The organism is Yersinia sp. J1 (assembly GCF_050586585.1).
Taxonomy (GTDB): domain Bacteria; phylum Pseudomonadota; class Gammaproteobacteria; order Enterobacterales; family Enterobacteriaceae; genus Yersinia; species Yersinia entomophaga.
The window spans coordinates 421,577-448,385 of the sequence record NZ_JBOBDP010000002.1; the positions used below are offsets into that span (position 1 = coordinate 421,577).

Consider the following 26,809-nt stretch of genomic DNA (forward strand, 5'->3'; position numbering starts at 1 on the left):
TAAACGGCGGCGAGGTGACGGCATGTCCCTCGCCGTATTTTTATAATAAATCAGATGGTTAAACGCTGGATTCATCAGCGCGAAATACGAGGTTGGGAAGTATCGGAATGGGTGCCTGGGAGCGCCTTTTTCGCAGGGCGCAAAGCCAGTCGGCGTGACTGGCTGATACATCAGTACAGCAACATGATTCTAATAAAGAATCTCGGCAACGGAGTCGTGTCGGTGATGAAAAAAACACAGCAGCACCTTCTGCCCTGGCGCATTGTGGGCAACTTGTTGGCAGTAGGTATTTTTTCAATTGGAATTAATGCCGCTACGCTGGCTGAAAATGTGCCACCGGCGGCAGTTTTTAACTGGCAGGCGGCACCCAGCGAGGAAGCCCTTGCTGAACTCAGTCTGCGGGAAGCCATTCTGCGGGCTTTTGCACGTAATCCGCAAATCGCTCAGGCGTCCGCGCAAATTCGGGTGGGACAGGGGGATTTGGACGTCGCTGAAAGTGCCTGGTATCCGCAAATTTCTTTACAGGGAACGGCGGGGAAATCCCATCAAACTGATTCTGCCGGTAGCCTGAATAGCAACGCTTCTGCTGGTGTGATGCTCAGTCAGTTGTTGTATGACTTCGGGAAAACCGGAGGCAGCATTGATGAACAGAAACAACTCTCCGACGCCTATCGCTATGAATTGTTTAACACGATGACCGCCGTGGGGTTAAGCACTTTACAGGCCTATTTACAGGTCAAACGCTATCAGGCGCTCACCGCCGCGGCCAGAGACAATCTGGCTTCTCTAGAGCGAGTCAGAGACATTGCCCAACTGCGGGCGGATGCCGGTCTCAGCTCTCAGTCCGACGTATTACAGGCCGGAACCCGCATTGCCGGTATGGTGGCGACGCTGGAGCAATATCGGGCGCAGCAGCGCTCGGCTCAGGCGCAGCTTACGGTTCTTACCGGTGTGGTTTCCGACAATCTGCCGGATCTGCCTAAAACGCTACTCAATCAGAAAATTGCTCTAAACGCGATTCCTTATGATGCCAGCAGCGCGGTGCGGGGGGCGGAATCCAAGCAGCAGGCGGCAATGGAACGGGTACGACAAAATCAGGCGCAGCACTGGCCGACGTTTAAAGTACAGGCGGGGCGTACTCGCTATGAAAATGACTCACGATCTTACTGGGACGATCAGGTTCAGTTGGCAGTGGAAGCGCCTCTGTATCAAGGGGGCGCGGTCAGCGCACGAGTACGTTCTGCCGAAGGAGCCAGAGCTGCTGCGCAGGCTGAAGTGGAAAAAGCCAAGCTAGATGTGAACCAACGTGCCTCAACCGCTTATGCCGACATGATTGGGGCTCAGCAGCGCCAGCTCGCCGGCGAGCAGCAGTTACAAAGCGCGCGTCATACCCGCGAGGTTTATCAGGATGAATATAAGCTCAGCAAGCGCAGTCTGAACGATTTGCTCAGCGTGGAACAGGATGTATTGCAGGCCGATTCAATGCGTCTGATGGCGCTGTATGACGGCTGGGATGCCACCGCGCGTTATGCCGCTGCGGTAGATAATCTGGTCGATATGTTAGGAATTGATCGTGTGGCCCAGAGCGGTGAAAAACTCCCCGCTCTCTGATAACCGCCCCTTACGCGATTGAGGTAAGGATGAGGTGTTTAATTGACCGTTTCTGATGAGGCGACAGGGGTAACATGACAGTACAATCAACGCCAACGGAGGTTTGGATCACTGCAATGGCAAGGGTTGCCAGCCGCTATGGTCAACCGGCCGATATCCATTTCCTCGGCCAGCAAATGCGCTGGTATGAACAACTCAGCTGGCCACGCCAGTTGGAGCGACTCAGTAGTTTGCTGGGATTACAGGTAACGCTGGTTCCGATCAGCAAAGTCCATTGGCGCAATGAATTAATGCCGGTGCTGCTAGAGCTGGAACCGGGCAGCGTAGCGGTAGTCGAAGGCATCACTGAAGCAGGCCTCGCCAATTATTGGTTGAGCGACGGCGGCGATTTGGTGCGAGAAGCGGAGCTGACAGAGCTGCTGGCGCGCAGTCCGGGCATGGCCATTATGGTTGGCATTGCCGCCCGAGGCCGTGACCAGCGCATTGATGAATTTGTGCAACCTTACCGCAAACATTGGTTTTGGCGACATTTTCGCGGTGCCGGACGCAAAATTGCCGAAATTTCGCTGGCGTCAGTCATAGGTAACGTACTGGCGCTGGGGGGAATTCTCTTCTCCATGCAGGTCTACGACCGGGTGATTCCAGCACAGTCTTATTCGACGCTGTGGGTGCTGTTCATTGGCGTACTGCTGGCGGCGGCGATGGAGTATGTCATTCGACTGACCCGCACGCAGGTTTCGGATCTGATGGGGAAAAGCATCGATCTGAAAGTGTCCTCCATGCTGTTTGTGCGTGCGATGGCGATTAAGAACGAAGCGCGTCCGAAATCTACCGGTTCTTTTATCTCACAACTGCGTGAAATCGATCAGGTACGAGAGCTGCTGACGTCCACTACCGTGGGCGCGGCGGCGGATATGCCTTTTGTGCTGTTGTTTTTAGCGATAATGGCGTTTATCGGCGGCCCGTTGGTGATTATTCCGCTGCTGGCGATCCCGCTGATTGTGATTCCCGGTTTACTGATTCAATGGCCGATGGCCAAGCTGGCGAAAGAAGGGATGCGCGAAGGCGCATTGCGTAACGCCATTTTAGTCGAAACTATCGAAGGCATCGAAGACATAAAAGCGTTGCAGGCTGAGCCGTATTTCCAGCGTCAATGGGAACAAACTCATGAAGTCAGCGCTGCAGTAGGGATGAAACAGCGTCTGTGGGGCGCCCGCCTGACCGGTTGGGCATCAACGGTACAGCAGCTAACCTACGCCGGTATGCTGGTATTCGGTACTTATCTGGTTTTGGCCGGAGATATCACCACAGGTACGCTGGTCGCTAGCAGCCTGCTTTCCTCGCGAACTATTGCGCCGTTGATGCAATTAACCATGGTGTTTTCCCGTTGGCAACATGCCAAAAGTGCCATGACCGGTCTGGACGAATTGCTGAAAAAACCGCTGGATCGGCCAGAAGATGGCGAACTGGCGCATTGTCCGGTACTCAACGGCCACTATTTGCTGCGCAACGTGCAATACACCTACGATGCGGAGAAAGGGCAAAATGTTATTGGTATCGGCTCGCTGGAAATCAAACCCGGAGAGAAAGTGGCGATTCTTGGCAAAGTCGGTGCGGGGAAAACCACTTTACTGAAGCTATTAGCCGGTCAGGCTAGCGCCAGCAAAGGCAAAGTTATTATTGATGGCGTGGATATGCAGTGCATTGAACCCGCCGACTTGCGTCGCCAGTTGGGCTTTCTCTCGCAGGATTCCCGTCTGTTCTTCGGCTCCTTGCGCCAAAACCTGATGCTTGGTCATCCGCACGCTACTGAGCAGGAAATGCTTCAGGCGCTGCGTATCAGCGGTGCGCTCAGTTTGGTACAGCAGGACGCCGCCAGCTTGGATCGCATTATTAATGAAGGGGGACGCGGTTTGTCCGGCGGCCAGCGCCAAATGGTATTGCTTAGCCGAATGATATTGCGTAACCCGCAGGTAGTTCTGATGGATGAGCCTACCGCTTCTATGGATGAACAGCTAGAAGACTATGTTATTCGCCAAATGAATGCGTGGCTCACCGGGCGCACCTTAGTGCTAGTGACTCATCGGCCAGCGCTGCTGAAATTGGTTGACCGCATTATCGTGATGGAGGGGGGACGGGTGATTGCCGACGGCCCGCGCGACCAGATTCTCAATGCGGTATCCGCGGCAGAAAAATCCAGACAGGGTGCAGCGTAAGGGGAATTAGCATGGCAAATTTAGGCTTGCAGCAAGAAATGGCCCAACAGGAACGGCGGATTTCCGCCATTATCTGGTTTACGCTGGTGGGGATGGTGGTGATGTTTGTCTGGGCATATTTTGCCATTCTGGATGAAGTGACGGTGGGGGTAGGGAAGGTCACGCCCTCCAGCCGTGCGCAGCTGATTGAAAGTCTGGACGGCGGTATTATCGATGAGCTGTTGGTGCATGAAGGTGCCATTGTCAGTAAGCAACAGGTGCTGGCTCGTCTCGATCCCACGCGTTTTCAATCCAATTATGGCGAAGCTGCTGCGCGGGTGACGGCTTTGCGTGCTTCTTCAGAGCGTTTACGGGCGGAGCTGACAGGAGAGAAACTGGTTTTCAGCGCCAAAACCTTAAAAGAACCGGCTTTAGCAGCGCGAGAAATGCAGCTTTACCTCTCACGGCGACAAAATATGATGGAAACTGTCAGCAACCTTCAGCAGTCTCTCAAACTGGTTCAGCAAGAGCTGCAAATGACGGAGCCTCTGGTTGCGAAAGGTGCGGCCAGCCAGGTTGAGGTGATCCGACTACGGCGGCAAGTGAGTGAGATCCGCGGCAAAATCGATGATGCTCGCAACCAATATGCGGTCAGGGCGCGTGAAGAGCAGGTGAAAAACAATGCCGATCTGGATGCCCAGCTTCAGGTGGTTGCCGGCAAAGAAGATCAGCTGACGCGCACCACCTTGATATCGCCGGTGCGCGGCATAGTAAAAGATATTCAGGTTTCCACTGTGGGCGGCGTGTTACAACCCGGCGGTAAGCTGATGGAAATCGTTCCTATAGAAGAACAGCTCTTAATTGAAACGCGAATCAACCCGCGTGATATCGCCTATATTCGCCCCGGATTACCGGCCACGGTAAAAATTACTGCTTACGATTCATCAATTTATGGAAATCTTACCGGAGAGGTAGAGTCTGTATCGCCAGACACATTACAGGACGAAGTGCGGCGCGATCAGTTTTACTATCGCGTGTATGTACGCACCGACAGGGCAGAGTTAACCAATAAAGCCGGTAAAGCTTTCCCGATATTACCAGGAATGGTTGCTAGCGTAGAAATAAAAACCGGGCAAAAATCGGTGATGGATTACTTGATAAAACCGCTTAATAAAGTGAAGGAGTCTCTGCGGGAACGCTAATTATTTACTGAGAATCCTCAGTCTACGCTCAAAATAAACCCCCAAACCCTTTCTTGTTGAAGGATTTTATTTCGTTTGTTAGGCGGGGAATTCACTCGGTAATCTGAGCTTTACGTGCTGAAATAAATTAATGAAACTATACATCTCAATAATTATCACGTGTAACTATTTAGCAAACAGCAGAAACAAATATCCTCAATCTCTCCTTAATTGTGATAAATAAAAAAGCCGATCAAGAGATCGGCCGTTAAATAAACGTATTTATAGAGATGCTTTAATCCGAAATGTGGGTAATAGCAAAAATAATGATGATAGCGGAATTATTATATCGTGATGGCTTACGGTGTTTCTTATCAATTAGTGCTAAAAATGAACTACAGTTAATTCTTTGATTTTAATGTATTTTTTATTTTATCTTGATTTTTTGTGCTATAAATAATGTATTTTATAGTTCTGTGAAAGTTCGCTCGTATTTACATTATGAAACCCTTAGTTGCTGTATTGAAACATGTTCGGCTATTTAGTAGCATTTTCTGTATAGATTAATATTATTCTTATTACCACAATAGCAATACCCAATTGGGATAAATTGCTCGTCAGAGCAGTGGCGATAATAAGACATAATTACCGAGGATAATAACGATGAAACTTCGAGTTCTTTCTCTGCTGGTTCCAGCATTATTAGTAGCGGGTACCGCAGGCGCAGCTGAAATTTACAACAAAGACGGTAATAAACTGGATCTGTACGGAAAAATTGATGGCCTTCATTATTTTTCTGATAACAACGGTGTGGATGGCGATCAGTCTTACATGCGTTTTGGCCTGAAAGGCGAAACCCAAATTAGCGATCAACTGACTGGTTACGGCCAGTGGGAATATCAGGCAAACCTGAACAAAGCTGAAAGTGAAGATAACAAAAACTTCACTCGTGTCGGCTTTGCCGGTTTGAAGTTCGCTGACTTCGGTTCACTGGATTATGGCCGTAACTACGGCGTGGTTTATGACGTCACTTCCTGGACTGACGTACTGCCAGAATTCGGTGGCGACACTTACGGCCCGGATAACTTCCTGTCTCAGCGTGGCAACGGCATCCTAACCTACCGTAACAACAATTTCTTCGGTTTGGTTGATGGCCTGAACTTCGCTATGCAGTATCAAGGCAAAAACGGCAGTGGCACCGAAACCAATAATGGCCGTGATGTTCAGGGTCAAAATGGCGACGGCTACGGTATGTCCGTGTCCTACGATCTGGGCTGGGGCGTAAGCGCATCTGCGGCGTTCGCTAGTTCGAAACGGACTGACGACCAGAACGCTCCAGGTATCTATGGTCACGGCGACCGTGCGGATGCCTATACCGGTGGCCTGAAATATGACGCGAATAACGTTTATCTGGCGGCAAACTACACCCAAACTTACAACTTGACTCGTTTTGGTGATTTCAAAAACACCAGCGCTGACGCGGCTTACGGCTTCGCTAACAAAGCGCAAAACATTGAGTTAGTGGCTCAGTATCAATTTGATTTTGGTCTGCGTCCTTCCTTGGCTTACCTGCAATCCAAAGGTAAAGACATGGGTAACTACGGCGACCAGGATTTGGTTAAGTATGTTGACGTCGGCGCGACCTACTTCTTCAACAAAAACATGTCTACCTACGTTGATTACAAAATCAACCTGTTGGATGACACTGCCTTCACCAAAAATGCCGGTATCAACACTGATGATGTCGTCGCGGTTGGTTTGGTTTACCAGTTCTAATCCCGATGGTTCTGGGCAAGATCTGATGCAGAACGCGGCCAAATGGCCGCGTTTTTTACATACGCGCTCGGTGAGTCGGATTGGTTGAGGACATGCGTTGGGGCTGTAGGCGAAAATTTGGGGATAAACGGGTTCTTCAGCGCATTTTTATCGTTCCCGCTAAGATTTAGTCCGGTTTTGAACAAGATGGAATAAGTAAAAGAGTGAAGCGCTGCAACAGCAACGGGTTCAGTCACAAAAACAGAATTAATTTTGTTCAATCTGACTTTTTTTAATCAGATTCAGAACGAAGTTTGACCAAACGAATTAAATTCCCATTTTTTTTAAATGAAACACTAGACATATCATCGCGCTAAGATGATAATGCCGCCCATTGGAAGGATGGCTGAGTGGTTTAAGGCAGCGGTCTTGAAAACCGTCGACTGTAACAGGTCCTAGAGTTCGAATCTCTATCCTTCCGCCAAATTCGCCGGCATAGCTCAGTTGGTAGAGCAACTGACTTGTAATCAGTAGGTCCCGAGTTCGACTCTTGGTGCCGGCACCAGCAGTAAGAAAAAAGACATCTTCGGATGTCTTTTTTTTCGCCCAAAATTCACCTCCTGACCTTTGCCAACCTTCGGCTCTATCGAGCTAATCTCGGAAAGTCTTTATACTGAGCCATCGCCTATCGTGGGCATTATGCGGAATCACCTATGTTTCCCCCGTTAAAGACTCAGCGTTGTCGATTGCGAAAAATTCGCCCTACGGATATTAAACAGGTTTTTGCCGCACTGTCTGATCCGGCGGTAATTACCCACTACGGCGTGGCTTATTCCTCTCTGGCCGCCACGCAGATTCAGATGGATTGGTTTAGTAATATCTATGCGCAGCAGAGCGGTATCTGGTGGGGCATTTGCATTGCCGGAAACGATCGGGAAATTATCGGAGCCTGCGGGTTTAATCAATGGAATCACGACGTTCGCTCGCTGGAACTGGGCTATTGGCTACTGCCAGAATACTGGGGGCAGGGATTGACTCGCGAGTGCGTCAATATCATTTCCAGCCATGCCTTTACAGAAATGGGGATTCATCGTATTGAAGCCGTGGTCGAGCCGGAAAACCGCGCCAGTTGGCGACTATTGGAAAAATGTGGCTTTCATCATGAAGGCACGCGGCGGGAGTGCGAAATCAAAGATGGCAGGTTTATTAGCCTGAAAATTTACAGTCGCCTGGCAACCGATGAATATCCGGTAGGATTGCCCTGAGAAATGAAACGAAAGCATTGCTCGTTGTTGAACGCTGTATAAAGAAACTAAACATAACAAATTAATCATAAAAAACTGATCATAAGAAACTGAAGCCGCGAGCAGCCGTTTTAGCGATGCTGTCCTCGCAGATATGAAGCAGTCCGATCATTGATGGATTTTTGCTAATGAGTAAAAAGGGCATCGGTGAGATGCCCTTATGCCTACGAGTTATTGATCCGATAATGATTGGATCGTGATTTTAGCGACCATTGCTGGCTAAATCGGCTACCAGCTGGTTCACACCATCACTCATATTGGTGAATTTGGTCAGCTGTGTGCGCGTTACCACGACGAAAACACCGATGTTTTTTTCAGGAATCATCGCCATATAGGTAATAAAACCGCCGCCGCCGCCGGTTTTTTGAATAATTCCCGGCAAGCCATTTCTCGGAGCCATATACACCCAGCCTAAACCCAAGGCATCAGCCTGACCCGGTACGTCCATTCCTTTTAATGAAACCAGCTCATGCCGCTGGAAATACATCTTTTGTTCACGTTTCGCCGTGGCTTTTCTTGGACTGTTTTGCGTAGACAGGAACTGCTGCATCCAGCGTTGCATATCTTCTGGAGTGGAGTAAATTCCGCCGCTGCCTGCCGCCGCCGTAGTATTACGACAGGCACTTCCACCAACGCCAACCATCAGTCGAGCGCATTGTTCAGCCGTCGGCGTCAGGGTGGTATTTTTCATACCCAGCGGGCCGGTGATTTTTTCTCGCAGCAGCGTGGTGTAAGGTTTTCCAGCCGCTTTAGAAAGCGCATCCGCCAGCAGGTCATAGGCCAGATTTGAATAAGCCGCCCGGACACCCGGCGGTACCGTAACTTTGGCGGTTTTCAGCCATTGCCAACGGTCGCTCTTAGTCGGCCAGGTAAATACCGGCCTTTTTTGCGGGCCACCGGGCTGTTCACGAGGAAATCCACTGGTGTGGCTAGCTAAGCTCAACAAGGTGACCGGCTGTTTAGCGTTATAGCCGGGGACATAGGTGCCTTTTGGGGCATATTTTTTTAGCGGATCGGTGAGCTTCAGTTTCCCTTCTTCAGCCAGTTTCACCATGATTTCGCTAGTCATTAATTTTGTAATAGAAGCAATACGGATCAGTGAGTCCTGACGTGGGCGGATGTTATTGCCCGGTCGGGTTTCGCCAAAACTACGATTGACCACCTGATTGTTATCTATCACCACCAGCGCCATTCCCATTGCGCCACTGTTATAAAAAATATGCTCGGCGTGTTGATCCACAACTTGTGCCGTTAAACGTTCCGTTTGTGCATAACTGTGTACCGGCAGAGTGAACAGAGCCGCCACCAGTAAGGAAGTAGAGAAAGCTTTCAACTGTTTTTATCCATTTTCAAAAGCAGAAGGGAAATTCACCCTGCTATATTAGTCAGTTATTGTCAGAAGAAAATGAAGAAAGGTGCAGTAGCGCAATATATTTATCGTGGTTGAATATATAGAAAGTCGGCAATGGCCATGTCACCCGAGCTTTTTTTACTGCAAATCAACACAACATGTTGATATTAAATAAATAAAATTTTAAAGGCCTGTGTTCAGTTCTGAAAACGGTATCGGATTTTATTCGCACCATGAGCGCGCTGGTGTTTACCCGCAGAATTTACTTCAACGAAGGGAAGGGCGTTATCAAGGAGGAAACTTTGTACTACAGCCGGTTAGGCCGGAAGAATATACCGTATTGCTGAATGACCATGGTTCCCGCCTGTGGTGGCATCAATGGCCGCACCTGATTTCGACAAGAGGCCGGTATGGCTAACGGGTTCGTAAGCCCCTCATTCTTTAGGATGAAAGTCACCGCCCTTAATCAGCGACGGTTATCCTTGTGTCATTGGCTTTCCGCTATCGGTTTAATTAATATTGCGGCCGTTTCTTTAACACCCAACGGATTATTCCCCCAGCATTGCTCATATTGCCAACCGGTAAGCTCTTCAGCCACCGCGCGAGCGTGGGGAGGAATATCGGCTATAGCGCCACCGGCTTTGATGCGGGCAATCTCTTCTAACAAGATAGCGTGGTTTTTTCCTGTCTAATTTCATTTGCGTGGTATAAAAAATGGCGACCAACGCTAGCGCAATCACTCCAACAGCAAATACCCCAACAATGGCCTGAACCGCGATTTCTGGTTGTTCTGATTGGCCGGAAACAAAGCCGAAACTGCTGAGCCTCCAGCCCATGGAAAACACAATCACCGAACGCACCATCTTGCCGGCAAAAGTCATGGCACCGGCGTAAATCCCCTCGCGGCGGCGTCCGGTCAGCACTGCATCTACGTCGGCTAAAAAGGTATAAACCGTCCACGGAATGTAGTAAATGCCACCGGTACTCAGGGCGAATACGGCGGTAATGGCGAACAATACAACCACCGTGGTGGTTTCGGACCAACCGGTAAAATACAGCGCGGCGTAGGCGATTACGCTAACAATCACAACCCGTAATGCGATACGGAAAGGGCGGGCAAAGCCGATTTTGACGCAAACACCGATAAATATGGCGGTTGATATCAGTTGCATAATCGAACTGAAACTGTTGAGTTGAGAAACCAGTGTGGCATCTTGCCCCAGACCAAAAATAATAAAGTAGGTAAATGCTGAAGCGAATAACCATTCTGCACCGAAGCCAAACAGATACATTCCTAAATGCTTGCGGAAAATGCGCAGATGGACAGTGGACGCCATATCAACGCAGAGTTTTTTCAGCGCTTGTCCCAAGCTATTGGTGGTTTCTCTAAGAACTTCACTGGCCGGTCGTTCCCAGGAAGAAGAATACAGCGGGATCATTGCACTACACATAATCAAACCGTAGGCGATACCGGTATAAAGAAACGGCGTTGGCGAATCTTTCCCGTAGATAGCAATAAACTGGCCGGGGATAAAAGCCGACAGAAAGTTGGCCACTTTGCCAAAAATTGCTTTAGAACCAGTGAGTTTGGATCGTTTGGCAAAATCTGTCGTCATTTCGGTAGCCAGCGTTTCATAAGGCACCATAATTGAGGTATAGATAAGCTCGAACAGCGCGTAGGTCAGCAGGTAATACCAGAAACCAAAACCGCTCATCCACAATAAGGGATAAACCAATACTAGCGGGATACCGAGCAGGATAAAAAAGCGACGGCGGCCAAATAGACGACCCAGACGAGTGTTATAGAAATTATCCGTGATGTAGCCCATAACTGGGTTACTAATGGCATCCAGAATGCTGGCGATGGAGAAAATCGTCGCTGCTTCGACCACCGTTAACCCACAGAATATGCTATAGAAATACATCAACCAAGCGCCGCTTATAGCCAATGCGCCGCTGCCTAAGAGGTTGGCACTGCCGTAAGCCAAGGTATGCCGCGCTGAAATTTGTCTGTTCATTCTTATCGTCGAAAAAAATAAAACAATATTTTATTTATAGTGTTTTATTGTTTCTTTTATATGAGTTTACTTTGGTCAAAAATGAGTCAAGGATCACGAAACAGTGTTTTGAGTTTGAAAGAGACGAGTAACCTGATAAAAGTCAACCTAGGCTATAGGCATGAAAAACATGGGTGACATCATATCGATGTGCCCAACGCGGCGTTAGAAAAGTACAGGCTAATGAGTGATGGCTATTTTTTCGCCGCAATACGGTGATGAACGCGGTAATTTTGAGAAATTGGATCGTGATTTTTAGTCAGGTTCCAATTAGCCAACCGATGGTTGGAGCGGGTAGAAATAACGTTAGCTGACGCTGCCTATGAGGCTGTAAGCCACATTTGAGGAAAGACATGGCCAGAAAAAATCCGTATTACGATGCCAGCAAGCCGCATCACACCGAATTCGGGTTTCAGAATCTGGAGCCGGTGGCCCATCATTCGCGGGATCTCAAGCGTTGGCGCGAAGAACGGAAACGTCAATCATTGCCTAAGCCGCCGTCACAGGGGTATCCGGCGTTTATTGCCCAATGGTGGCAACAGGCCGAGTTTAGTGGTGAAGATGATGCTGCGTGGTGGTTAGGTCATGCCTGTGTCTTATTGCGTATCGGTGGGCGGACAGTGCTGTTTGATCCAGTGCTGTCATCGAGAGCCTCCCCACTGCATTTCTATGGCCCACATCGTAAAACGCCAGTCCCGACCAAGGTTGAAGGATTACCGAATATTGATGTGATTGTAATTTCGCATAATCATTACGATCATCTGGATGCCAGAACTGTCGCCCAGTTATTAAGACATTCTCCGCAGGTCAGTTTTATGGTTCCTCTAGGTTTAAAACCTTGGTTGCTGAATCACGGTGCCAAAATTATTCATGAATTGGATTGGTGGGAAAGTTATCAAATCGCCGATACCGAGTTTCATTGTGTTCCGGCTCGCCACTGGAGTATGCGCACGCCTTGGGATCGCAACCATTCGTTATGGTCTGGCTGGGTAGTGAAACAGCAGGGGATTAATTTTTACTTTTCTGGTGATACCGGCTATTGCCCGCAGTTGGTTGAAATTGGTGAACGGCTTGGTCCTTTTAACTATGCGGCTTTACCGATTGGAGCCTATGCGCCGAGATGGTTTATGCTGGCGCAGCATATGGATCCGCAGCAGTCGGTTCAGCTTTACCAGCAATTAAACGAACCTGTTACCATTCCAATTCACTGGGGCGTTTTTGAGTTAGCCGACGAATCCTTAGATGAACCGCCGGAACAGTTAGCGTTGGCGCTGGCTGCCGCTGATTGTGATAAAGACCACTTTAAACCGATTAAAATTGGCGGCCGTATCCCGTTAATAGCCTAACTCATTGAGGTCATAGCCAATGGCTTAGCGCGCTGTGGTTCCTTCAGATAACCAGGGTGAAGCAGTACTCCAGAAAATTACATTCGCACCTAAATAGTTCTCTGCATAATCGGTAAACTCAGCTTTGGTAAAGGGTTTGCCGGTTTTAGCATTGGTGTAGGTGAGGGTGGGTTCCTGGACGGCCATTCCAACCAGACTAAGCTTGCCTTTGTATTGATTAAAGAACGGATAGGCATTTTTCATCTGCGCTTTTTTATTTGGTACGATATCTGGCCCGCCCAGCCCCACCTTGTTTTTCGCAGCGAATTCAAACAGGCGTGACATGTATTGATGATCATTATTCCATTCACAAGGCCAAAAATTGACGTATTGCACCACATGAGATTTAGAGAAGACTTTACGGGCAAAGGCCATATTCTCCATCTCTGCGGCAAAGTATTTATCGCAGCTAAAGCCGGATTTATCCCTTTTAATATCGGGGTCAATGGCGGTTTCTGGCAGATTGACGCCAAATACCCGGCCGTCGAATTTTGTAGCTAATGCCGCCAGTAGTTTTTGATAGCGTTGTTGTACCGCCGGATTCCACTGCTGGGTTACCCAACCTGAACCCGCAGGCTTATTTTCGCCGGGATTATCATATTGCGGTACGATACCGCCGTTATAGCGCGGATCTTTCATTAGATAGGCAGGAACGTTTTTAGCTTGAGGCTCAAAGAAACGATCCTGAATTTGAATAAAAAGTTTCTTATTTAAACTATTAAGGTAGGCAAGGTCACGCTCGATCTGTGAAAAATCATACTGATCTTTGTCGGTTTCTAGCGCCTTCCAATTATAGACAATTTGTACTCCGCCAATATCAGGCCGCTGAATCAGAGAGGAAATAGTCGTTAAATCGTCTGAACCGGTATACAGAAAGTTTTGCGGTACAGCGCCAGTGGCAGCATAGGAAAATAACGTTATTAGCAGACCGGCGTGTAATAAAATATTTCCTGCTAGTTTCATATTCTTCCTTAAATAAGTTGGGCTAATTATTTTTCGCGAGTTAACGGCGATAACATTCGCAGCAATACATTCGCAGTAATAAATGTAACGCAATTAAACACAGAGTAATTAAACGTAAAGTAATAAAACTGGCTGATAGCGTACACGGCTAGGTACCGGTATTCAGCCCTCGTAGCGCTCGAATAGCCTTAGGCTCAAGATAGACTACTGTTCTATGACTGCTAATAATACGGCTTACAATGACGTTGCGTGGCCCGGTTTGCCACGCCTCGCTGCGGTAGAACTGTGCCTGTTTGCGCTCAAGCTCTGCGAGATTGGCGTATGAGCGAATCAGATAATAACTGTCTTCCAGTTCTACGCCTTTGCCATAAGCCACTACGTCCATACCGGCTTTCTGATGCAGTGGAATACTAATATCCTGCATAACCCGATGGAATATATTGCCGCTATCGGGCTGTAATTTATATAGAAGAATTTCGACCGTTCGATACATGTCTATCTCCGGATAGATGCAGATCGACGGAGATTAGCTTTCCATAGTCAGCCATTCGTCCGCTTCTTCAAACATCTCTTCGATCAATCTGTTCAGAGCAGATTTTTCCAACTTGGTCACGCCCGATACGTTGAGACCGTTGGCCTGCATGGCCTTAACGTGGACGTCAGCCTCTGGATGAATCCGATGCACACGTTTGGTCAACTCTTCTTTGATCAAATCAGTGGCGTTGGTCAGACCGCCGACGTTTCTTTTGTCATAAATCAATTCAATACGCATATCTTCCCCTAAAAATGTCAGGATAACCCATTCAAAAACAACTGGGTTAATATACAGTATTGGCGCGTTGACACCAAGCCGGTTTTTTCTGCTGCCAGGAATTTAGGACAGTATGTAAGACTGAACCTAGCGATATGTCAGGGTAAAACTCGCTACGCTATTGGCCGCCCCCGGCGTGATTTTGACCCCGGTTTGGTAATAACGAGCAGTCATCGGGATTTCATTAGCTCCAACCGTGGTGCTATCGAGTAAATTCGTGGGCGCGCCCAGCGGAAGGGGATTGCCATCATACAGGATCTGAATTCCCAGACCGCTAGCCACCTGTTCTCCTGTATTGCCGTTTAACGGCAATACATTGTCGCTACTGCCGGAAGTCCCCAGAGTGAGTGAAACTTTGGTGTCAACTTGGCAGTCCAGCCCGATGGTAAATGGGACGGAGCGGCCATAGCTGCCGGGGCCGGAGAAAGAATGACTATTGACGGTACCCATAGGAACCTGAATGGACGGCGTGGTGGTGTTACAGCCGTTGACCTGAATATCTACCGCTGGGAAGGATATTTGACCTAAACCCTTGCCATTTGTGATACCCAGACAGGTGTAACTCACACTGACCGGGTTATATGCCGGCAACGTGCCAGAGGTTATATCGGCATATTTCACCAGGAAATATTCCAGATTGGTGCGCATCAAATAGCCTTCATAGGTGTACTGTGGTGCGTAAACATCTAGCAATCCGTCTCTACCGTCGGTTCTGTACGCGATGCCGACGCCTTCCTTTGAAGTTTTATACACTGGCATTGAATCGTAATAGATGCCCGTCCATTTAGTGGATGTTCGTGGTTGAAGAACGAAGTTCCCCGGTGCGCCGAACGAGTTGTTTTTTACTACTTTTACCGCATAGCTATAAACGCCAGAGGCAAGTAATGAGCCTATCGGGGCATTCATTGGAACGGTAACGGGTCCCTGGCTGGTACTGGGGTAGATATCCCACACCGCCCAGCATTCAGCTTCGGCATAACTTTTGGGTGTGAAAACCAACGTCAGCAGAAGAATGAGATAAATCCCTTTTTGTCTTATGGACAACATTTTCAATCTATTCAGCATAAATTTCTCCTGCTCCATGAGAGAGTTTCCCTCATTAAGATAACGGGGGAATAGTGGTTAGCGTTTTCTTTTCCACTTAACCTTCCCCGTTATCTCTCCATTGTGGCCAATAAATATTATAAATTTCAATCAATTAGTTTTTTTGGCCGGATTTTAGCCAGCTTATCCAGTCGCGTATATTCCGGATTTAAATATCAATAATGGCGGCTTATTTTTCGCTGCGGCTGAAACTCTGGATCGGGCTGATGAGTAATACGGTTACGAATATCTCTTCTGAATATTTCGATAGTCCACATCCACACCACGTGACCGAACGTTTCGGATAAAAGCTCTTCAAAAGGCAGGTGCCACAGCGGTGGGCCCCAGCCGAAAAGTGGTAACAGCACGCCGTGGAAACCTAAAGTGACCAGAATGGCAAAAGCCGCGCCCTGCCAGAGTTTGATCGTCGGGAATATTTCAGCCACTAAGCAATAGAACAGGGCAAACAAGATGGAAAATAGCTGATGAACGCCCGCCACGCCCCAGTTAATAATATGGCCTGAATATTGATAGATCATATCGTTGACCTTGAAACCCAAATCTTGCAGCATCTCCGCCGGCGGAATGGCTCTGTCCGCTGTCCTTGGGGGAAAAGGGATCTCCGCTCCCCATTTGACGAAACTGGCAATATTCCCGCCTAAAAAACCGGCCCATAGGGCGGCGCTATAGTTCCTGTATTTTTTCTGTGTAGTAGCAAAACGTAATTCCATAAATATTCCTTGTTTAAAACGGCCAATACTTCGGTTTTTAGGCTGAATATTTTATTAAATTATATAATTTAATAAGTTAGAGCCTGTTGAATCACCCTTATTTAGAGAAAAGCGAAGATCGCCGGATGAGAAATAGTGTTCCGAGTGATGAAAAAATCGCTTTTATCTATCATCTTTTATCTATCATGCTGTGTTGCTCCTGTCCTCAATTTCCCGAAATGACAATATCTATCTGAAAAATATGAACTTTATATCAGTAATTCTCTCGTAGTGATTGACCAATCATCTGCTACCTGTAATTCAGCGTAATATTGGCCGTGCTGCTGGCTCGACCTGCGTTGATAAACTCTTCTTTCTGGTAATAACGGGCGGACAGTAGAATCTGCGCGCAGCCTGTTTCCGAGAATGAAATACCGCTAAACAGGTCCCCTAACGTGATAGGTTGCCCGCGGTATAACAGTTGAATGCCTATTCCTTGCGCCGTACCATTGCCGCTATCTAATGCCAGCAGGTCAGGCGAACCTTCAATGCCAGCGCCGCCGATCGCTATTTTGATTTTGTCCGTGGCGGTACAGTTGAGTGGGATTGAAAACGCCACTTCATTTGCAGTGCTATTCAGGCCGGAAAAGGCGCTTATTTTTACCCGTTCCAAAGGAATATGTAGCTTTGCCTTCTGAACGCCACAGGCTCGTACTCGAACTGAAGCCCCGTACATCAACCCATTCCAGTCGTAAAGGCCGTTTCCCCCGCTGGCGAAGCAGGAATAACCGATGTTGAATATTTTATGGCGTAATAGCTTTCCCCCCGAAATTGGCCCGTACTTAACCAGGTAATAATCAAGATTTGAGGATATGGCATCGCCCCTCAGGTTTTTACTGTTATGGGTTATTTGCCGCGTTTCGGCGCCACCTTTTGTTGGCGTCACGGTATAGGCCACGCCAACGCCCTCCAGATTGGTTTTAAATACACTGATTCCGCGATATTTAAGCCCGGTAAACTGAGTTAGCGGATTGATAGTGATAACAAAATCTCCCGCTGAACCCGCATACGAATTATCCATAATACGCGCCGCAATATGGGTTTGCCCTTGAGCCAGCAGGCTGCCTATGGGCGCACTTTTATCCACGTATACCGGTTTGGGAAAAACCAGAATCGGGGCGTGAGTGAGGAAAGAACGACATCCGGCCGCTCCCTCCCGCATTTCCCACATCATCAACATGAAAAATAAGGTGATATAGCCTAAATAGCGCGGTAATCTCCGAGCCCTCATCCTTGCTCCTTGCCTCAAAATGGCGGCCGCATACGTTTGACCGTCCTTTACTTAGCTATGTCATTACCGCTTTACAGCTGGCCTGTAGGGTCAGTACCGATGAACCGTTATCGTCAGAAGTTTCTGGTAGGATGTAGTCCGCCACGCACTTCTGCGGTGTGCCGTTGCTGTCCCATTCCACCAGTAAACTTCCCTTATCAGGGATACCGCTCAAATAAACCTCCGCATTATTGGCGACAATTCCGCTATTGATTGATAGGTCGTCATTATGTTTTAGCGATGCGTTGGCGCCGAACGGAATGGTTTTTCCATCGAAGTTCAGTTTGATTAACGCTCGTTTTCCCACGCGGGTTTTGAAATCAGCCAGTACAACGGCACCTTTGGTCGGCACCACGGTTTTGACACTGGTATCAATATCAATGTTTTCGCCCAAGGTTTGGGTGTCCAGCGCAATTCGGTTTTTACGATAAGTACTGACATAAGGAACGACCGCGTACCCTCGCCAGTCGGTATAGACGCCGCTGCTATTTTGCACCTTCACTCCGCTGGCTCCCGGCGCTTTAACCAATGCCAGTGTCTCACCTTGGGATTGCGAGAAAGTGACACCGAATGGATGCGCAACCACGCCTCCGCGCAGGTTATAGTTCAGGCGGCGGGAATCGTTGTCATAGCTGTAACCAGAGCCGATTTCGCCATAGGTGCCGCGATAGTTGGCGTTAAGGTTGCCGCTGGCACCGTTGCCCTGATTAGTATAATTCTGCTGAATGTTGTAATTCAGGTTGTTGTCCGCCAGCGCGGTGCCGCTCAAACCGAGCTGCTGGGTGGTACGCCCGGATTTGCTGTGGTTGACGTTGTAGGTAGACCAGCTGTTAGCTAACCAACGATCGAGAGGAACCTGCACGCTGAAAGCTAACACACTGTCGCTATTACCTACGCCCGGTGTCTGGGTGTGGCTATATGACAGACTGTAGTTAATGCCTCTATGATTCAGGTTATAACCGGTGCTGATATTGCGTTCATAACCAGATTGCCACCAATAATCCTGCTGATACCCAGAGATATAAAGATGACCGTATCCGCCCATAGACTGATTAAGGTTGAGCTGTATTTTGCTGCGTTTATTGTAGTTTGGGCGCCAGCCGTTGACATTTTCCCGATATTCATTAGCTTCACTTAAGGTATAAAAACCTTCAGTGGAATAGCGATAACCCGCCAAAGTAAAATTGGTATTAGTGGTACTAATATCTTTGGAATACTGGAACCGATAAGACTGCCCCTGGGTTTTTTTTCCTCCTCTATGAGAAGTATTAGCCTGAGTGGCATCGAGAGATATCGATCCTATATCGCCGAACCCATGACCGACTCCGAGCACGCCGGACGTGTATTTCTCTGCAGCCAATACTCCCCCGTACAAAGTGGTGTCTGCGGGCAACCCGTAAATCAGGGTTGACTGGGCAAAGTTCGGCGTTGCCGCAAAAGGGGTGGTAGTGCGATATTTCCCTGCCGTAACGGCATATTTCAACTGGCCTTCGCGCTGCATAATAGGCACGGCGGAGAAAGGCTGCACAAAGCTACGCTCAGTACCATCCGCTTCCCGAATAGTGACGTCCAACCCACCGCTGGATGAGGTTGGGTAGAGGTCGGTAATGGCAAAACTTCCGGGAGGAACATAGGTTTGGTAGATGATATAGCCGTTTTGTCGAATGATGACCTGAGCGTTACTCTGTGCGATACCGCGGACTACCGGGGCAAAACCGCGGCGGCTATCTGGCAGCATATTGGTATCGGAGGCTAACTGGACTCCGCGAAATTGAACGCTATCAAATACTTCGCCGGGCGTCGAACTGTCACCCAGGGTCAGTGCGCCTTTCAGCGGCTGAATATCCCGTTGTACGTAGGTATTAATGTTCTTCCACTCACGCCCACTCTTATTATTATCGGTGTAGGTGGAGTAGTTACGTAACCGCCAGGCACCTAAATTGGCTCCGCTACGCAAGTTAAGATAATAGTTACTGTTAGTCCCTTCACTACGCGAATCCCAGGTGTTAGAACCGGTAAAGCTGTAGTTAACCAGCGCGGCGGGAATCCCCTGATTCCATAACTTTGGGTCAATGGCATCGCGCGCTTCATTATTAAGCGCCGCTTGTGGAATGCTGATATCCAACCGCTGGCGGTTAAAGTTGAAACGAGTGAACGCTTCGGGAATATGTTGATCTAAATTGCTGAATGCTTGGGTCGGCGGTAACGTTTTAAGTGATGAAAAAGCCTCAATATTGACACCCATCGCAGCCAATTCTTTTGTGGTTAATTCCGGCAGAAGCTTGCCGTTACGATCCACAAAGGTCACCGAGCGTTCATCGACTTTGCTGTCGTTTAGGTAAATATCCACCCGATAGGTTCCGGGAATTTGCGAACCGGTGGTAGAAAACTGACCCAGACTGACGTTCTGAGGTGTACCTTCTTTCAATTCAAGCGCATAAGGATTGAAATAGTCTGCTGCCGAAACGTTGACTATCGGTGCAGCAGACGCGACAGAGACTAGAGTCCAAAGGATATGCCGGGTGAGTCCCGCTGGCTTGCAATGTTTTTCCATAACAAAATTCCTCCATTTGGGGCCGAAAAAAGCGTACGGATACCCCTTACCCGGTATGGATGGGCAAGATGTCATTTCAGTCAGGATTAGGTTTTGCGAATTAGAGAGAAACGGTCTCTTTGGCTGAAATGCCACCGTAATCGGTAATCGCCTGCCAGCTTATCTGCCCTGATGCGCCTGAAGGTAACGGCCAGCTGCGGCTGCTTTTCGGAGCGATCATATCCGCTTCTTTTATCTCTGATTTCCCAACGTTAAGTTCATAGAACGAAACGTAATAGGGCGTGGGATTAACCACTTCCAATTGATTACCTTTACGCTTGAACTGGAGAGATTTATAGGCATTTGCAGCCTGATTTCTCAGCAGCCCGGTTGGACGATAAAATAATTTGATACGCGATTGAACCGTGATTTGTAGCTGATTCTCATCGGTTTTATGCGTTGCCGGGATAGATTTAACGCTGAGCCAGAATACCGACTCGCGATCTTGCGGTAAGTTACCGCCGGCCCGAACAATACGCAGCGTATTCTCTTGCTCGGCATCCAATCGAAACAATGGTGGAGTGACGATAAAGGGAATCTTAGTCGTGTTTGATGCATCCAGATTATCGATCCAGGATTGAATCAGGTAAGGCCGATCCTTTTCCGGGTTGGTTACTGATAAAGAAGCCTCTTTTTTACTGCCATCGTATATGACGCGTGTGCTACCTATAACAATCCCAGCCTGAGCCTGATAGGTAATCGTTAGCAGGCAACATACAGAAATAAAAGAACGTATCCATGACATATCAGAATTCCTCATAACTAACTGCCCAGCAGATTCTCTGCCGGTAAAGATATTTTTCATGTAAAAATAAGCATCCTTGCCTCGCCCTTGAAACATGGGTGATCCTTTTGTTTGTATTTTTTAAATTTAATTAACCCTAACTAAAGCAGCGCTATTAGTTATAGGAAATACTAAACTGAGTGACTGCATTAGCTGGGCCGGTCGTGACAGTGGCATTGGTTGACATATATTTGGCAATGTAGCTAAAGACGGGATTCACACCTTTCGTCACGGCTTTTTGCGCGGAAGGAGCCGTCATGGGAATCAGAGTTGTACCGTCTGCTTCATAAATTGCGATACCCAACCCAGTAGCTACGCCAGTTTCAGTGGTCAACGCGAGCAGATTGGTATTATTTTCTGCAAAAGGACCATCAAACTTTACCAAGGCCTTTGTCACTGAATCTGGACAAGAGGTCAGGGTGATATCGAATTTTGCCGGCATGGCAGTGGCACCGACCGCTGGGAAAGCCTTGGCGCTGACATTACCTAAAGCAACCGTCTGGCTGGCGCTCGCTGTGCTAACGGTACAAGCTTCAGCAATAACTGTACCGGTGAAATTGATGGTGCCGTCTGCTGCATTTGCAGCATGAGAGAAAGAAGCAAATGCTGCGCTAGCGAGTAAAATAGTTGCGCGTAATTTAGTGTTCATAAAGGTCTCTCCATTTAAATAAATCACCCTAATTTACATCCTAATTTAGGGGCATTTTCTCAGCATTTAATCTCAGTGAAATAATAGGAGCCTTGTCTACTTAATAGTATTTGTAATAAAAATACTATTAATTTTTTTTGACTACCTATTCTCCGACTTACGTTGATATGACTCTGCGTAGGGTAGTTTCCATTTTCTCACGACGTAACATTTTTAACAATCACGTCACATTTGCAGTGTCATATTAACGGAGCATAGGTTTACACAAAAGATCAAAATGTAAAAACTTTATATCTTTTTTAAGTAAAATTAAGAATAAAAAACTGTTTTTATCAAATAACGCTGTTCCAATGAGGTCTCACACAGTTACATTTTGAAATATTGAGGTGATTATTCTGACTTAATTCAAATAAGCATTATTTATTAACGAATTATTATTAAATATTTCTCATTCCGATTGAATGAATTTATGGCGAATATTTAGACACCATGCAAAAAAAGTCTTAATGGATTTTAGTGGATTTAATGAACTTAAAAGAATAATTCCCCGTGCAGAGATCTCCGTTCTGATTAATTGATTTCGTATCTTAGCGATATAAAAACGGAGGAACTTGAGAATAAGATGTGATCTCAATTCTATTTTCCATAGCATGCTTTTCTGCCTAAAACTATTAAATAAATCATCTTGTTGATTTAATAGATAGGAGTGGGTTGTTAGTCATATATTTTGAATATTCTTCAAAATACCGAACTTAACAGGAAAAAAAATGAGTATGGGCGGATGAGTTAATCCAATGTCATTCGTAAACAGAGTTATGTGATTTTGAGTTTACAGGATGTTTGTCTCAATGAGAGTCGTTTTCATTGCAACCGATTATTTACACAAAGAGAGTATGGTTATCGTTCGCTTTTTCTAAGATTAATCTTAGGTATCTATATAAAACAATCGCCATATTTAATTAATTCAATTAGTTACATTAATGAGCGTTAATTCAAAGGTTACAGGGATGGCAATCCAGCCCAATCAGAAGAATCGGCCATAATATTGCTGCATAATCAGCACGATTGCCCAGATAATTTGATTGGATAAATATGCACTACGCAAAATGACCTCAATAGCTTGCCATCTTAAAGAAACCGGTTTCGGTAATTTCAATCGTCAGCGACTCACTATTGAATAGAAGTCGTTTACCAGTGCCTGAATCGGAGGCTGAGTGCATCATTTGACTGAAATGTAAGGTTACGGATGCCGAATCGCTCGCAGTAGCATGTTCTTTTCATCACACAAATAAACCTTGGGTAAAATGCGTTTTTTTTATACATTTCTGCTCTGTTGAATTGCTTCTGGTAGAAGTGAGGAAGTCGGCGCGAGATTCTGTCCGATACGGGTGCAAACCCTCAGATGAGGGAGTGTTAGCTTAAAAATTGTTCTACGTAGGCTTAACGCTGGCGAGAGGTTGTGAAAAAATCAGCAAACCAATCATCAAAAAGTTATTTGGCTAAGTCTCCTGTAGAGGCTGAAAAGCGCGTAGGCGAGTTTTGGCAAAATCTGCGTGTAACTTCTGCCAATCTTCTCCCAGATTCTTCGTAACGTCACCGGTGATAAAAGTGCTTACATATCAATACTTTAATTTATTTTTTCGACTTTATCTTGTCGCGTTTATCTAAGGTTTAATAATTTATGTTAAGAGTTGGCAAATTTTTTAGCACTAAATTCTGCTAAATATAGATTCATAGTTTATTTGACTGGCATGTTAAGTAACGGCTAATCGGGGTGTGTTTAGTAGCCACCGAGAGGGCTTATTCACTACGGGAACATTTAGGAGCCATAGAGATTTTTCTAGCTCCATAAATGTGGGCTTCGGATAAAAGGTTGTTTTTCTCTACTTCTCTATAAAAGTTCAAAAAACCATTGTCTGGTTTAAAACCGGTGTAAATAACTACCTGAACATGTATTGGTGGTTTTATCACTTTATCTCTAAAATGAGATGTAGCGCATCGTATTGGCCTTGACTGAGTGTGGTTAATGCGAAACGGATAAGTCTTGAAAGTATCTTATGTGGGCTTAGAGGCGCTGTAAGCGAATGTTTGGCTGGTATTCACTCAAGCTCTGACTATCAAAATACCTTTTTAAGGTTTTGCTAATGAATGTGGGGAAATGAGAACTTATTTCTCTTAGATTAAAAAGTATATTAGCACCACCATGGCGAATATTTGTTCATTTTCAGCGCGTTAACGTTCGGTTCTGATTGCACTGAAGCTCTAAAAGCGAAAATAGCAGCGAACTTGTTAGATTGCTTTATTTTACCGTCTCGGTAGCGGTTATTTATTACCCGTCTATGGCCAGTGTTATACACAGGGAAAATAGAAGAACAGAATGTAGACATACCTGCCCGGAACTGAATATTGCGCGGCTATGCTCTGCTATTGTGAAGGTTTGTTATTTTTGTGGCGTATTGTGAGTATCCCAGATCCACAGGTGATCATGGGAATCTGGCTAATGACTGATGCAGCGGCTAGACGTGTGGCGTGGGTTGTCTATTGATGCTGACCTGAAGTTGGGGGCGTTATCCTACTCGCCATCTGAAATTTACATCGGTGTCTGGTTGCTAATTTCTTTGGCTGGCGGGCAAATTCTGGCGGCCATACTAACCTAACTGGGCACCTAGTGGCGGTGGGCATTACCTTTACGATTTTAGCGATTACTGGTTGTATCCTGCGGATCGTATCCAGAAGCTATTTTATCGTCGACCATCTTTAAGCCTAGGCAACTTTATCGTTCAATATCAATAGTGGGGATGAGGTGCAGGTAGAGTATTTCGCGTTACTGGATTCGGTCATTCCAATGTTTAAGTCTGATCAAACAGATCTTTTGCCGGTTGAACAGCCAGAGATTAAGTCATCATTAACTGGGGAGGGGCACGGTATAATTCAGAATGTCTGATGAAGGTTGGTTGACTCTCCATGACGAGAAATTGCAGGGATAGCGAGCGAATACCGCTATTTTACCCGCAGTATTGACCGGCGTTATTTGTGAAAGGCGTAAAAAAACCAACCACAATGGGTTGGTTTTAAAAGGATTCTTTGGTCGGCATGAGAGGATTTGAACCTCCGACCCCCGACACCCCATGACGGTGCGCTACCAGGCTGCGCTACATGCCGACGCAGTAAATTTATACTACATTTTCTCTCCGATATTGCAAGAGTCGGGCGTAACGTTCGCTTGATTATTAATCGGTTAGGCTAATGTCACCTAGTTGGCAATAAAGCGTTTTACGTCGGTTAGCACCTGCAATAACAGCGCCAGCTGCGGTTTCTCATCTTTCACTTCATGGCCTTGCAGGTCAAAGGTTCGATAATTTCCACTGTTGTCGAGCACAATAGTTTGGGTTGGCGTAGTAATAACCAGCATGCCGTTTTCACCGGTAGCAAGCCAATTATGAATCCGCTGAGCGGCAAATAAATCCTCACCCTGCGAGTAATCTTCTGGCGAAGTGCGTACATGCAGTAAACGCTGCATCAGCGTCGTCATCACATCTTCATGGCTGGTCAGTTTATTCACTTTTTGTGCTGGAGTACTCGGCCAGTGAATAATCAGCGGAACCTGTAATTGGTGACGGTTAAAGTTGCTGCCAGCCCCCCAATCACCGTTGCCACTATCATTAAATTCTACGCCGTGAGACGCGGTGATCACCACCACGGTTTTATCCAGCAACCCTTTGGTTTTCAAGGTATCAATGATAGTCGCAATTTGCTGATCGACGTTTTTGGCACCGTCCTGATAATGGCTGATAAAGTCATTTGGCGCGGTCGGACTGCCACCTTCCACCGGGTCCTGCGATTCTTGTGAACCAATCAGGTTAACGTAGGAGAACCAAGGCGCCGGGCTGGATAAATTATTCAACCATTGTTGCCATTCCAGCGTTGTCGCGCTGTCGCTCTGACGTTTTGGCTCCGGTAACGAAAAATCGGACAAAAGAGCCTGGCGATAGAGCGCCGACTGGAAGCCGTCAGAGGAGAACAGGCCGAACTGGTAGCCTTGATTACCCAAGGCATTAATAAAGGCCGAAGGTTCACGGGCGGCCAAAATGCCGTCCAAATACGTCGGGGAAATCCCGTAAAACAGACCAAATAGGCCGGTTTCTTTCCGGTTTCCCGCGCTGTAATGACGATTGAACTGAATATTATATTGAGCAAAATCATTCAGCGCTGGCATGTCCTGCTTCAAACTATCAGGGCGAATCCCGTCCACGACGATCATCAGTAGGTTATAGCCGCTGCCCTTATCGCTAAAGGTAATGGTATTGAGCGGATATTCCACGGTAACGGCTTCGGGATTTCCTTGTTCGATAATGCGGCGTTGATATTCCTGTTGATCCAGCAGGCCGTGTTTCTCCAGAAACTTACGCGCCGTCATAGGATAGGAAAGCGGCAGATTTGCACGCTGCATGGTGATTGGCCGATAGAAATTGGCGTCCGCCCAGATATAAATCAGGTGGGAGGCGAAAAACGCAGAAATAAACACGGCAACCAGCGGTTTAACGAACTTTTGCCGGTTCAGGCTACGCAGCTTTTGCCAGCACCAGGTGCCAAAAAGCATCTCAACCAAAAAGATAATAGGCACAGAAACAAAGATTAACTGCCAGTCCCTGGCCAACTCGCTTTGATCGGGGTTAACCACCAGCTCCCACACCACCGGATTGAGGTGCAAGTGGAAACGGGTAAAAACCTCACTGTCCACCAGTAATAGGGTCAGACCTGTAGTGGCAAATGCGGCGGAAAGGAACCTGAGTAACCGCTGCGACATCACGACAAAGGTGAGTGGGAAAATCACCAATAGATAGGCAGCGAATACGATAAAACTGAAATGCCCTAGCCAACTGACCAGGGCATAGGTACGGCCAACCAAAGAGGCTGGCCAATCGGAAACAAATAGATAGCGGCTGCCCAGCACCAGGCTAAACAGAATATTGAATAAGGCGAACCAGTGCCCCCAACTGATCATTTGGGACACTTTTTCACGATAGCGCTGACGATTTGTCACCAT

Annotated in this window: 18 protein-coding genes, 3 tRNA genes and 1 pseudogene; 9 read left to right on the forward strand and 13 right to left on the reverse strand. The window is 47.2% G+C overall.

The window, feature by feature from the left end; genetic code table 11:
* The first annotated feature begins 225 nt into the window (after window positions 1-225).
* From ACQ4OC_RS06515 to ACQ4OC_RS06545, 7 genes are all read left to right on the forward strand, one after another.
* A complete protein-coding gene (locus ACQ4OC_RS06515; protein WP_084414386.1) occupies window positions 226-1,611 on the forward strand; it encodes a TolC family outer membrane protein in 1,386 nt (461 codons plus the stop codon).
* Between the two features lie 74 nt (window positions 1,612-1,685).
* Entirely contained in the window at window positions 1,686-3,827 is a 2,142-nt protein-coding gene (locus ACQ4OC_RS06520; RefSeq protein ID WP_430971029.1) for a type I secretion system permease/ATPase, read from the forward strand.
* A gap of 11 nt (window positions 3,828-3,838) precedes the next feature.
* Window positions 3,839-5,008, forward strand: coding sequence for an HlyD family efflux transporter periplasmic adaptor subunit (locus ACQ4OC_RS06525; protein ID WP_064517335.1), 1,170 nt, complete (start codon window positions 3,839-3,841; stop codon window positions 5,006-5,008).
* 642 nt (window positions 5,009-5,650) lie between these two features.
* Window positions 5,651-6,763, forward strand: coding sequence for a porin OmpC (gene ompC / locus ACQ4OC_RS06530; RefSeq protein ID WP_064517338.1), 1,113 nt, complete (start codon window positions 5,651-5,653; stop codon window positions 6,761-6,763).
* Window positions 6,764-7,138: 375 nt separating this feature from the next.
* Window positions 7,139-7,226, forward strand: a tRNA-Ser gene (locus ACQ4OC_RS06535).
* Between the two features lie 5 nt (window positions 7,227-7,231).
* A tRNA-Thr gene (locus tag ACQ4OC_RS06540) sits at window positions 7,232-7,307 on the forward strand.
* A 148-nt stretch (window positions 7,308-7,455) separates the two neighbouring features.
* Window positions 7,456-8,007, forward strand: coding sequence for a GNAT family N-acetyltransferase (locus tag ACQ4OC_RS06545; RefSeq protein ID WP_064517342.1), 552 nt, complete (start codon window positions 7,456-7,458; stop codon window positions 8,005-8,007).
* 241 nt (window positions 8,008-8,248) lie between these two features.
* Here ACQ4OC_RS06545 and ampH read toward each other — a convergent pair whose 3' ends face one another.
* Together ampH and ACQ4OC_RS06555 are read right to left on the reverse strand one after the other, a co-directional pair.
* Window positions 8,249-9,379, reverse strand: a complete 1,131-nt coding sequence (ampH, locus tag ACQ4OC_RS06550; RefSeq protein ID WP_430971030.1) for a D-alanyl-D-alanine-carboxypeptidase/endopeptidase AmpH — start codon at window positions 9,377-9,379, stop codon at window positions 8,249-8,251.
* A gap of 505 nt (window positions 9,380-9,884) precedes the next feature.
* Window positions 9,885-11,415, reverse strand: a pseudogene (locus tag ACQ4OC_RS06555) (MFS transporter).
* Window positions 11,416-11,807: 392 nt separating this feature from the next.
* Between ACQ4OC_RS06555 and ACQ4OC_RS06560 the strand changes: the two are divergent.
* Window positions 11,808-12,800 carry an MBL fold metallo-hydrolase gene (locus ACQ4OC_RS06560; protein ID WP_064517347.1) on the forward strand — a complete coding sequence of 331 codons (993 nt, stop codon included), beginning with the start codon at window positions 11,808-11,810 and terminating at the stop codon, window positions 12,798-12,800.
* A 24-nt stretch (window positions 12,801-12,824) separates the two neighbouring features.
* Here the strand turns inward: ACQ4OC_RS06560 and ACQ4OC_RS06565 are convergent, their stop codons facing one another.
* From ACQ4OC_RS06565 to ACQ4OC_RS06605, 9 genes are all read right to left on the reverse strand, one after another.
* Window positions 12,825-13,802, reverse strand: a complete 978-nt coding sequence (locus ACQ4OC_RS06565; RefSeq protein ID WP_064517350.1) for a hypothetical protein — start codon at window positions 13,800-13,802, stop codon at window positions 12,825-12,827.
* A gap of 148 nt (window positions 13,803-13,950) precedes the next feature.
* Window positions 13,951-14,295 carry an NIPSNAP family protein gene (locus tag ACQ4OC_RS06570; RefSeq protein WP_064517353.1) on the reverse strand — a complete coding sequence of 115 codons (345 nt, stop codon included), beginning with the start codon at window positions 14,293-14,295 and terminating at the stop codon, window positions 13,951-13,953.
* A gap of 33 nt (window positions 14,296-14,328) precedes the next feature.
* Window positions 14,329-14,574, reverse strand: coding sequence for a DinI-like family protein (locus ACQ4OC_RS06575; protein ID WP_049597078.1), 246 nt, complete (start codon window positions 14,572-14,574; stop codon window positions 14,329-14,331).
* Between the two features lie 126 nt (window positions 14,575-14,700).
* Window positions 14,701-15,678, reverse strand: a complete 978-nt coding sequence (locus ACQ4OC_RS06580; RefSeq protein ID WP_158513770.1) for a fimbrial protein — start codon at window positions 15,676-15,678, stop codon at window positions 14,701-14,703.
* Window positions 15,679-15,872: 194 nt separating this feature from the next.
* Entirely contained in the window at window positions 15,873-16,427 is a 555-nt protein-coding gene (locus tag ACQ4OC_RS06585; RefSeq protein WP_064517359.1) for a YagU family protein, read from the reverse strand.
* A gap of 289 nt (window positions 16,428-16,716) precedes the next feature.
* Window positions 16,717-17,697 carry a fimbrial protein gene (locus tag ACQ4OC_RS06590; protein ID WP_120806300.1) on the reverse strand — a complete coding sequence of 327 codons (981 nt, stop codon included), beginning with the start codon at window positions 17,695-17,697 and terminating at the stop codon, window positions 16,717-16,719.
* Between the two features lie 55 nt (window positions 17,698-17,752).
* Window positions 17,753-20,290 carry a fimbria/pilus outer membrane usher protein gene (locus ACQ4OC_RS06595; protein WP_120806298.1) on the reverse strand — a complete coding sequence of 846 codons (2,538 nt, stop codon included), beginning with the start codon at window positions 20,288-20,290 and terminating at the stop codon, window positions 17,753-17,755.
* Window positions 20,291-20,390: 100 nt separating this feature from the next.
* Complete coding sequence (locus ACQ4OC_RS06600) at window positions 20,391-21,074, reverse strand: fimbrial biogenesis chaperone (RefSeq protein WP_064518520.1); 684 nt, start codon at window positions 21,072-21,074, stop codon at window positions 20,391-20,393.
* A 154-nt stretch (window positions 21,075-21,228) separates the two neighbouring features.
* Complete coding sequence (locus ACQ4OC_RS06605) at window positions 21,229-21,762, reverse strand: fimbrial protein (RefSeq protein WP_064517373.1); 534 nt, start codon at window positions 21,760-21,762, stop codon at window positions 21,229-21,231.
* Between the two features lie 2,507 nt (window positions 21,763-24,269).
* Between ACQ4OC_RS06605 and ACQ4OC_RS06610 the strand changes: the two genes are divergently transcribed.
* Entirely contained in the window at window positions 24,270-24,419 is a 150-nt protein-coding gene (locus tag ACQ4OC_RS06610) for a hypothetical protein (protein ID WP_158513771.1), read from the forward strand.
* 428 nt (window positions 24,420-24,847) lie between these two features.
* Here ACQ4OC_RS06610 and ACQ4OC_RS06615 read toward each other — a convergent pair.
* Window positions 24,848-24,924 (reverse strand) — tRNA-Pro (locus ACQ4OC_RS06615).
* A 91-nt stretch (window positions 24,925-25,015) separates the two neighbouring features.
* Window positions 25,016-26,809 (reverse strand): LPS biosynthesis-modulating metalloenzyme YejM, encoded by a 1,794-nt coding sequence (yejM, locus tag ACQ4OC_RS06620; protein WP_430971031.1) that lies wholly within the window; start codon window positions 26,807-26,809, stop codon window positions 25,016-25,018.